Source organism: Nocardioides sp. Leaf374 (genome assembly GCF_916862475.1).
Lineage (GTDB): Bacteria > Actinomycetota > Actinomycetes > Propionibacteriales > Nocardioidaceae > Nocardioides > Nocardioides kribbensis.
On the sequence record NZ_CAKASO010000068.1, the window covers coordinates 1 to 8,895 of the forward strand.

The following is an 8,895-nucleotide window of genomic DNA, read 5'->3' on the forward strand; positions in this document are numbered from 1 at the left end:
CCGGGCCGCGGGCCGAGCGGCGCTCGGCGCGGGTCGCGCGCCCGGGGCCGGCCGCCGGTGCCTCGGTGCCGGGCGTGGCGCCGGTGGTGGCGGTGCCGGTCGCGTCGGCCGCGGTGGTGGTGAGGGGCGTGGGGTCGGCCAGCCACGCGGCGAGCTGGGCCGCGAAGTCGTCGGCCGCGGGGGCCGCGGTGGCCGGGGTCGCTGTGTCGACGGTGACGGTGGCTGCCGTGGTGGCGGCGGTCGCGGTCTCCTGGGCGAGCAGCAGCTCGGCGGGGTTGACGGCCGGGACCGCCACGGTCGCGGCCGCGGGGAGCCCGGAGACCGTGGCAGGCGCGGTGGCTCTGAGCGGGGGAGCGGGGACGGCGGCGGTGCCCGCCGCTGGCAGGACCGCGGGCACGACCGCGGGCACGACCGCGGGCACGACCGCGGGCACGTCTGCGGGCACGTCTGCGGGCACGTCTGCGGGCACGTCTGCGGGAGCCGCGACGGCGGGAGCGACCGGGGTGGCGCCGGCGCCGAGGGCCGGGGCGGTGGTGGCGACCCGGTGACGGGCGACGACGCGGGGCGCGGTCGGGTCGGGGCGCACGGGCTCGAAGGCGGCCGCGGGGGCCGGGCCGGTGAGGGCCGGGTGGTCGGAGCGGTGGCGGCCCGACACGGCGGCCGCGGCGAGCGACCCGGTGTCGACGGCGGTGTCCGGAGCGGTGAGCCCGCCGGTGAGGTCGTGGGCGGTCTCGGCGGCCGTCCCGACGGTGGCCTCGCCCGTGGGGCGGGGGCCGGCTCCGGCGCTGGTGCCGGCCGGGGCGAGACGGCCGAGGATCGCGGCGGCGTGGCCGGCGTAGGGGCCCGGCTGCTCGCCGAGGGCGGGCAGGACCGCCGCGACGGCCGGAGCGGTCGACGCGGACGGGGCCGGGACGTCGTCGGTGAGGACGGTGACCGCCGTCCCCTGCTGCTGCGGGCCCTCGCTCCTGTGGTCGACCGGGTCCCCGAGGTCGGTGGGGGAGGTCTGCTCGGGCTGCTCGGTGGCGGGCTCGGGCTCGTCGGCGGGGGCGGGCACGACGCTGAGCGAGGGCAGCGCGGTCACGGTGGCGAGCCGGGGCGACCGCGTCGTCGCGTCCTCGCGGTCCCCGTCGCCGGTGCCGGTGCCGGCGTCGGGGTCGGTGTCGGGGTCGGTGTCGAGCGCGGCGCCGTCCTGTCCGGCGACGGTGGCGGCCTCGTCGGCGTCGAGCTCGGCGAGCACGCGCACCTGCTGCTCGGTGGTGCCGAGGACCAGGGTGCGGCCGCCGACGGTGACCACGGTGAGCGCGGAGCCGCGGCCCAGCTGCTGGCGGTGGAGCACCTGCACGGCGGCGCCGGCGCGGCCGGAGAAGCGGCGCGCGCCGAGGCGGGCGATGAGCAGCAGCAGCCCCACGACCACCGCCAGCGACACCACCATCCGGAGGGCGAGCTCGGCCATGCTCAGCCCACCGCGCCCTGGTCGAGGATCTCGGTGACGCGCAGGCCGAAGTCCTCGTCGACGACGACGACCTCGCCGCGGGCGATGAGGCGGCCGTTGACCAGCAGATCGGCGGGGCTGCCGGCGGCCCGGTCGAGGGCGAGCACGGCGCCGGGGGCCAGCGCGAGGAGGTCGCGCACGGGCATGCGGGTGCGACCGAGCTCGACGGTGACCTCCATCTCCACACCGTGGAGCATCTCGATGCCGCGGCGGCCGTCGGCGATGGAGCGGACGTTGTCGCCCTGGCCGGTGGCGGGCAGGGGACGGCCGGCGACGGGCTGGCCGAAGGGGTCCACCGTGGTGGCCGCCGGGCCGCCGGCCGGGGAGCCCTGGCCCGCCTGGCCGGCCTGGGACGCCTGGGCTGACTGGGCCGCCTGGGCGGCGAGCACGGCGGCCAGGGTGGTGTCGGGCACCAGGAGGGCGGCGACGATGCCGGCGCCGAGCAGCGGCACGGCGGTGAAGCCGCCGCCGCTGGGCCCGGTCAGCTCGGGGACGAGCAGCTCGAGGTCGACCGAGCGGGCGGCCTGGGCGGTGGCGCCCAGCGCGGCGGCAGCGGCGTCGAGCGCCGGCTGCACGGCGGCGCCGAGGTCGAGGCCGCCGAGCGGGCTGGCCTGGAGCGCGGAGACGAGCTCCTCGCCCACGAGCACCGAGACCCGGCCGCCGGCCGGACCGCTGAGGTCGGCGACGGCCGCGCCCGCGAAGACGCCCACGACGTGCTCGGTGCCGGGCTGGGGGTCGCCGGCCGAGAGCGGCTCGCTGGCGGGGAGCACGGTGGCGCAGGCCTCCGCGGCGGCCAGGGCGAGGGCGTCGGCGGGGGAGCCCCCGGCGGGCAGGGTGCTGGTCATCGGTTCTCCTGGGTGTGAGCGGCGCCGGCCGCGACGATGAGGGCGGCCAGACGCGCGCCCTGGGTGCCCGCGGTGGCGTGGGCGAAGGCCTGCTCGTCGACGGTTACGTCGAGCGGGGCCGAGGCCGGGTGGGCCAGGCGCAGCACGTCGCCGGGCCGCAGGTCGGACAGCGTGGCGGGGTCGACCGCGGTGCTGCGGAAGCGGACGGCCACGTCGACCGGCACCTCCTGGAAGGTCTCGTGCAGCAGCGCGGCGGCCTCGGCGCGCTGGGTCCGCTCACGGCTGGAGACGGGCGCGGGCGCGGCGGCCGCGGTGAGGTGCGGGAGCAGCCCGCCGAAGGGCAGGCACAGCGACATCCGGTGCGCGCGCTCGTCGATGCGCAGGTCGAGGCCCACCGAGACCATGACGTCGGCGGCGCCCGCGACCTGGGCGAACTGCGGGCTGTACTCGACGCCGGTCACCTCGGGGTCGAGGGTGACGATGGCGGCCAGGGAGTAGCGCATCTCGGCCAGCAGGCGCTCGACCAGGCCGGCGATCACGCCGCTCTCGATCTCGGTGAGCGGGCGCTGCGGCTGGTCGGCCTGGCCGGGCCCGCCGAGCATGTGGTCGACGCACGACATCACCGCGTTGAGCGGGAGGTCGAGCACCCCGCGGCCCGGCACCGGGTCGAGGGCGAAGAGCGTGAGGTAGGTGGTCGGCGCGAGGCTGTCGACGTACTCGGCGTAGGTGCGCTGGTCGATGCCGGCCAGGCTCACCTGGCACACCGAGCGCAGCGCGGAGGTGAAGACCGTGGTGGCCTGCCGGGCGAAGCCGTCGAAGCCCACCTGGAGGATGCGCAGGTGCTCGCGCGAGAGCTGGATCGGGCGACGGAAGTCGTAGGGCACGGCCGTGGCGGCGCCGTCGCGGCGGCGCGAGCGACCCGTCGGTCCGAGCCGTCGGGGGTCGGCGACCGGGGAGGACGGCAACGCGGTCGGCAGGCTCACGCCCCGCCCATCGGCGGCGCGTGGGAGCACCTGAGGAGAAACGGGTCGACGGACCCCCGGCCGTCGTGGCGACGGCCGTCTGAGGAGGGTGGAGCGGCGGGGCTACTGGGTGACGAACTCGGTGAAGTACACCTCCATCACGTCACCGTGGTACTCCTCCTCCAGCGTGTGGTTGAGCTTCTCCTTCAGCTTCTCGCGGTCCTCGCCCACCGCCAGCTCCTCGACCGTGCGGCCGCTGAAGAGCTCGATCGTGGCGTCGAGGGCCTTGCTGCCGTCGGCCTCGTGGGCGTCGGCGGTGAGCTGCAGCGCGATGCCGACGCGCAGGTAGTGCCCCGACTCGAGGTTGACCTGCACCGGCTCGAGCACGAGCACCTCGCCGGGCTCCGGCGCGGCCTCGGCGCCCGAGGGCTTGAGGACGAACCAGTACGCCGCACCCGCGGCCAGCACCAGCACGAGGGCGATCACGATCAGCTTCTTCTTGCTCTTCTTCGGCTCGGCCGCGGCCGCCTCGGCCGCCGGCAGTGTCGTGGTGGTCATCGGGGGGCTCCCTGGGAGGGGTCGGTCGGGTCGGTGGGATCGGCGGGCAGGCCGTCGGCGCGCACGGCGCCGTCGTCGGTGGACCCGCCGGGGGTCGGGGGCGCGTCCTCCTCGCGGGGCTCGCCCGCCCCGCGCCGGTCACCGCCGGGCGCGCCGTCGCGGGGCAGGGCCCCGGCGGCGTCGGGCAGCAGCTGCGCGACCTCGCGGGGCAGGCGGGTGAGCACGACGATGTCGACGCGCTTGTTGACCGCCTGCGAGCCGGGCTCCGCGGGGTCGACCAGCGGCTTCTCGTGGCCGTAGGCGGCCAGGGAGAGCCGCTCGGCCGGCACCCCGAAGCGCTCGTCGAGGCGACGCAGCACGGTGAGGGCGCGGGCGGCCGAGAGGTCCCAGTCGGTGGCGAAGTACTTCGGCTGCACGTCGACCTGGTTGGTGTGCCCGTCGATCTGCAGCCGGTCGGGGATGGCCAGCAGCACCGGGGCGAGGGTGTCGACGACCTCCTCGCCGCGGGCGGTGAGGGTGGCGAGGTCGGACTCGAAGACGACGTGGCGCGAGACCAGGCTGAGCACCAGGCCGCGCTCGTCGTAGGTAGCCTTGACGTCGTCCTGCAGGCCCTGGGCCCGCAGCGCCCGCTCGAGGCGCTCGCGCACCTCGTCGAGGCGCTCGGCCTCGGACCGGGCCTCCGCGCGGCGGCGGTCCTGCTCGAGGCGCTCGGTCTCGGCGAGCGCCTCCTCGACGACCGCGCGGTCCTTCTCCGACAGGTCGGCCAGCGCCAGCTGCGGGCGCACCGGGGCCACGGCGGCCGAGCCGGGCTGCTCCTGGATCGACGAGGCGCCCTGGAGCACCTGGTCGCTGGCGCCGAAGCCGGCGGCGAGGCCCTCCTTGAGTTCGGCGAACTTCTTCTCGTCGACCTGGCTCATGGCGAACATGACGATGAAGAGCACCATGAGCAGCGTGACCATGTCGGCGTAGGTCACCAGCCACCGCTCGTGGTTCTCGTGCTCCTCGTGCTCCTCGTGGCGCTTGCGTCGGGCCGACACGGCTCAGGCCGCCTGGGCCTGGCCGGGGGCGACGGCCGCGGGCTGCTCGCCGGCGGGCAGCAGCGAGGTGAGCTTGGCGGCGATCACGCGGGGGTTGGAGCCGGCCTGGATGGCGGCGACGCCCTCGATGACGATCTCCATGCGGGCGACCTCGAGCTCGCCGAGGCGCTTGAGCCGGTTGCCGAGGGGGAGGAAGAGCACGTTGGCCGACATGACGCCCCACAGCGTGGCGACGAAGGCCGCGGCGATGAGGTGGCCGAGCTCCTCGGGGCTGGCGAGGTTCTCCAGCACGTGCACGAGGCCCATGACGGTGCCGATGATGCCGATGGTGGGGGCGTAGGCGCCCGCGTCGGCCCAGAACTTCGCCGACTGCTTGTCGGCCTTGCGCTTCGCGGCCACCTCGGCCTCGAGGATGTCGCGGACCTCGTCGGGGTCGGTGCCGTCGATGGCCATCGTGACGCCCTTGACCAGGAAGGGGTCGTCGACGTCCTTGACCATGTCCTCCAGCGCCAGCAGGCCCTCGCGCCGGGCCTTCTCGGCCAGGGAGACGACCGCCGGGACGACGTCGCCGGCGGGCTTGACGTCGCCGCCGGTGAAGGCGCGCTTGAGCGAGGCCACGGCCCCCTTGGCGTCGGCCATGGTGCCGCCGGCCACCGTGACCAGCAGCGTGGTGCCGAAGACCAGCAGCATCGGCGGCAGCAGCAGCAGGCTCATCGGGTTGCCGCCCTCGAGCACGTTGGCGGTCACGATGACCACCAGGCCCAGGCCGATGCCGATGGCTGTGGCGGCGTCCTTCATCGGGTGGCTCCCGGTCCGAGCGGCGCGAGCGCCGAGTGGTCGGTGCCCGTGTCCAGCCCCGTGTCGAGCCCCGAGTCGGGCCCTGCCTCGGCGGCGCGCGGCGCGTGGTGGGCCACCACGCTCAGGGCCGGGCGACGCCCGGCGAGCTGCTCGCCGAGGTCGACGTCGAGGGCGGCCCGGGCGCTGCCGAGGGCCTCGGGGGTCTGCTCCCCGATGCGCACGTAGCCGCTGAGGGCGATGAGCTCGGCGCGGTGGTGCCGGATGATCGAGACGACCGCGGTCATGCTCTCCGCGACGACGTACTTGGACCCGTCGACCAGCGTGATGACGGTGTCGGGGGTGGAGTCGATGCGCTCGATCAGGTCGGAGTTCAGGGCGAACACCGAGCCCGAGAGACGGGTCAGCGAGATCATGCGGGGCACCATCCTTAGTGCGGTCGAGCGACAGCCGTCCGTGGCCGTCACGATGTCCATCGGTCGGGGCGGGGCCGACCTGAGGGGTCGGCACGGGATCAGTCCGGTCCTCCCCGCGAGCGCGGCCGGTCGCCCGGGTGGGCGACCGGCCGCGGGCCGGGGCGACGACGAGCGCGCCGTGCGACGGCGCGGTCGCGTCAGCGCTTGATGTTGACGAGGTCCTCGAGCACCGAGTCGGAGGTGGTGATGACGCGGCTGCTGGCCTGGAAGCCGCGCTGGGCGAGGATCAGGTTGGTGAACTCAGCGGCGAGGTCGACGTTCGACATCTCCAGCGCACCGGCCATCAGGGTGCCGCGGCCGCCCTGGCCGGAGACGCCGAGGTCGGCCGGGCCGGAGTTGGCCGACTCGCGGAAGGCCGTCTCCCCGACGCGCTCGAGGCCCATCGGGTTGTTGAAGTCGGCCAGCGCCAGCTGGGCCATGTCGCGCTGCACGCCGTCGGAGAAGACGCCGCGGAGCTTGCCGTCGCTGCCGAAGGAGTAGGAGGTGAGCTCCACGCCGGCGGGCACCGCCGGGGTCAGGCCGGCGGTGTCGCGGGTGATGTCGACCAGCCCGCCGGTGGGGTCGCCGGCGGCGTCGAGGGCGTAGCCCTGCACGCGGGCGCCCGACGGGGTGACCAGGGTGCCGGACTCGTCGAAGGTGAAGGCGCCGGCGCGGGTGTAGAGCTGCTCGTTGCCGAAGCGCACCACGAACATGCCGTCGCCCTGGATCATCAGGTCGGTCGAGCGGCCGGTCATCTGCGCCGAGCCCTGGCTGAGGTTGCTGGCGGTGCCGGCCACCTGCACGCCGAGGCCGACCTGGATCGGGTTGGTGCCGCCGCGGTTGGCGTTGGCGCCCGACGCGCCGGTCAGCATCTGGCTGAGGGTGTCGCTGAAGACGGTGGTGCTGGACTTGAAGCCCGTGGTGTTGGCGTTGGCGATGTTGTTGCCGGTGACGTCGAGCATCGTCTGGTTGACGCGCAGGCCGGAGATGCCGGCGAAGAGCGAGCGAAGCATGAGGGGGTCCTCTCGGAGGTGCTGGTCAGGGTCGGGCGGGGGTGGCGGACGTGCTGGCGGAGCTGGTGCCGCTGCCGGCGGCCGTCGGGGCGGAGGCTCCGCCGGCGACGGTGAGGACGTTGACGAGGGGTACGTCGGTGCCGTCGACGTCGAGCACGGGGCCGCTGGCCTCGAACGTGACGCCCTGCACGGTGCCGGTGCCCTCGGTGCCGTCGGCGAGGGTGTAGCTGACCTCGCGCCCGACCAGGCTGCTGGCCCCGAAGGCCATCTGCGCGCCGAGCACGAGCGCGGTCTGGTCGGCGACGTCCTGCATCTTCTCCAGGGCGGTGAACTGCGCCGACTGGGAGAGGAACTCCCCGGTGTCGGCGGGGTTCATCGGGTCCTGGTAGCGCAGCTGCGCCACGAGGAGCTGCAGGAACATGTCCTTGTCGGGCGACGACGCGGACGTGGTCGCCGGCGCGAGCGCCTGCAGTCCACCCCCGGTGACCGCCTCCGTGGCCGAGATCGACACGGGTCCTCCTCACATGCTGACGTCGAGGGCCCGACGGGCCCCTGACGTCTGCGGGTCGGCTGAGCCGGCTCCCAGGGATCCTGGGTGGGCCGGTCTCGTGGTGCCATCCCTGGCGATGTGGTCGGCAGACGTCCGTGCCTGCCGTTCCTGCTGCCGGCTCGCGTCGCCCGAGGGACGCTCTCCGGAGTCGGTGTGGTCGGAGCCCGACCAGGAGCCGGGGGCGTCGCCGCGCGCGTCCTGCGCGCCCGTGCCCCCGGGGGTGGCTGCCGCGGCTGCCGGCGCACCGGCGGCGTCGCGCACGCTCACACGGGTCTCGCCGAGGTGCTCGAGCAGCCGCTGGAGCTCGGGCGCGCCCTGCTGGAGGGCGTCGCGCGCGCCCTCGTGGGCCGCCACCATCCGCACCCGCAGGCCGTGCTCGCCCATGCTCAGCGTCACCCGCACCTCGCCCAGCGTGCCGGGGTCGAGACGCAGGGTGAGGTGCTGGGTGGTGCGCTGCCCCGGGCCGGCCTGGGTCTGCGCGAGCCGCACCACCTCGGGGAAGACCTGGCCGGTCACCTGGCTGGTCACCTGGCTGGTCACCTGGCGGGTCGGCGGGGCCGGCGTCGTGCCGGCCGGCGCGGTCGCGGCGCCCGTGGCTCCCGCGGCGTCCGGGGAGGTAGCAGGTGACGCGCCGTCGAGCGCCGCGAGGTCCGCCCCTCCCTGTCCCGGCTGCACGGTCCGGTCGGCGCGGGTGGACGCCGTGTCCTGCGGTCCGGTCTGCGCCGGGTCCGCGGCCGCGGTCTCCGCCCCGTGCTGCTGGGCCCCGTGCTGCTGCGGCCCGGCGGCGGTGGGGGCGGTGGGGGCGGTGAGCTCGGTGAGGTCGGTGGGGGCGGACCCGTCGGTGCTCGAGCCGGTGCCTGCACCGGTGGTCGTCCCGGCCCCGGCGGTCGCCGCCTGCTGCCCGGTGGCCCCGGGCTGCTGCGGCAGCGGCAGGGCGGCGAGGAGCACCGCGGTGGGGTCGACCACGGCCAGGGTGCCTGCCTGCTCGGCCCCGGTCTCGCCGTCGGTCCCGCCCTCGCCGCCGCTGTCGGTGCTGGTGCCGGCGGCACGACCTGCCGCGGTGGCGGTCCCGGGCGCACCGCGTCCGCCGCCGTCCTGCCCGGCCATGGCGTCGACGAGGCCGGCGACGAGGGCGGCGAAGCCCCCGCCGTCGGTGGCGCCGTCGGCCGCACCCGCGCCGGCCGGGCC

10 protein-coding genes are annotated in these 8,895 nt (G+C 76.1%); all 10 read right to left on the minus strand.

The window, feature by feature from the left end; translation table 11 throughout:
* A partial coding sequence (locus tag LPA27_RS18660) for a flagellar biosynthetic protein FliO (protein ID WP_228943458.1) occupies window positions 1-1,453 on the minus strand: 1,453 nt, incomplete at its 3' end.
* Window positions 1,454-1,455: 2 nt separating this feature from the next.
* Window positions 1,456-2,337 carry a flagellar motor switch protein FliN gene (gene fliN, locus LPA27_RS18665; protein WP_228943460.1) on the minus strand — a complete coding sequence of 294 codons (882 nt, stop codon included), beginning with the start codon at window positions 2,335-2,337 and terminating at the stop codon, window positions 1,456-1,458.
* On the minus strand, window positions 2,334-3,320 hold the full coding sequence (locus LPA27_RS18670) for a flagellar motor switch protein FliM (RefSeq protein ID WP_056864746.1): 987 nt from the start codon (window positions 3,318-3,320) through the stop codon (window positions 2,334-2,336). Before LPA27_RS18670 ends, fliN begins: the two co-directional genes overlap by 4 nt.
* A 102-nt stretch (window positions 3,321-3,422) precedes the next feature.
* Window positions 3,423-3,857, minus strand: coding sequence for a flagellar basal body-associated FliL family protein (locus LPA27_RS18675; protein ID WP_056864745.1), 435 nt, complete (start codon window positions 3,855-3,857; stop codon window positions 3,423-3,425).
* Complete coding sequence (locus tag LPA27_RS18680) at window positions 3,854-4,894, minus strand: OmpA/MotB family protein (RefSeq protein WP_228943462.1); 1,041 nt, start codon at window positions 4,892-4,894, stop codon at window positions 3,854-3,856. The genes LPA27_RS18675 and LPA27_RS18680 overlap by 4 nt, the downstream gene beginning before the upstream one ends.
* Window positions 4,895-4,897: 3 nt before the next feature.
* Window positions 4,898-5,692: a motility protein A gene (locus LPA27_RS18685; RefSeq protein WP_056864743.1), complete on the minus strand. Its 795-nt coding sequence runs from the start codon at window positions 5,690-5,692 to the stop codon at window positions 4,898-4,900.
* Window positions 5,689-6,105: a flagellar FlbD family protein gene (locus tag LPA27_RS18690; RefSeq protein ID WP_228943464.1), complete on the minus strand. Its 417-nt coding sequence runs from the start codon at window positions 6,103-6,105 to the stop codon at window positions 5,689-5,691. Before LPA27_RS18690 ends, LPA27_RS18685 begins: the two co-directional genes overlap by 4 nt.
* Window positions 6,106-6,302: 197 nt before the next feature.
* Window positions 6,303-7,157 (minus strand): flagellar hook-basal body complex protein, encoded by an 855-nt coding sequence (locus LPA27_RS19320; RefSeq protein WP_056864742.1) that lies wholly within the window; start codon window positions 7,155-7,157, stop codon window positions 6,303-6,305.
* A gap of 25 nt (window positions 7,158-7,182) precedes the next feature.
* Window positions 7,183-7,668: a flagellar hook capping FlgD N-terminal domain-containing protein gene (locus LPA27_RS18705; protein ID WP_056864741.1), complete on the minus strand. Its 486-nt coding sequence runs from the start codon at window positions 7,666-7,668 to the stop codon at window positions 7,183-7,185.
* Window positions 7,669-7,677: 9 nt separating this feature from the next.
* On the minus strand, window positions 7,678-8,895 hold a 1,218-nt coding region (locus tag LPA27_RS18710), incomplete at its 5' end, for a flagellar hook-length control protein FliK (RefSeq protein WP_228943466.1).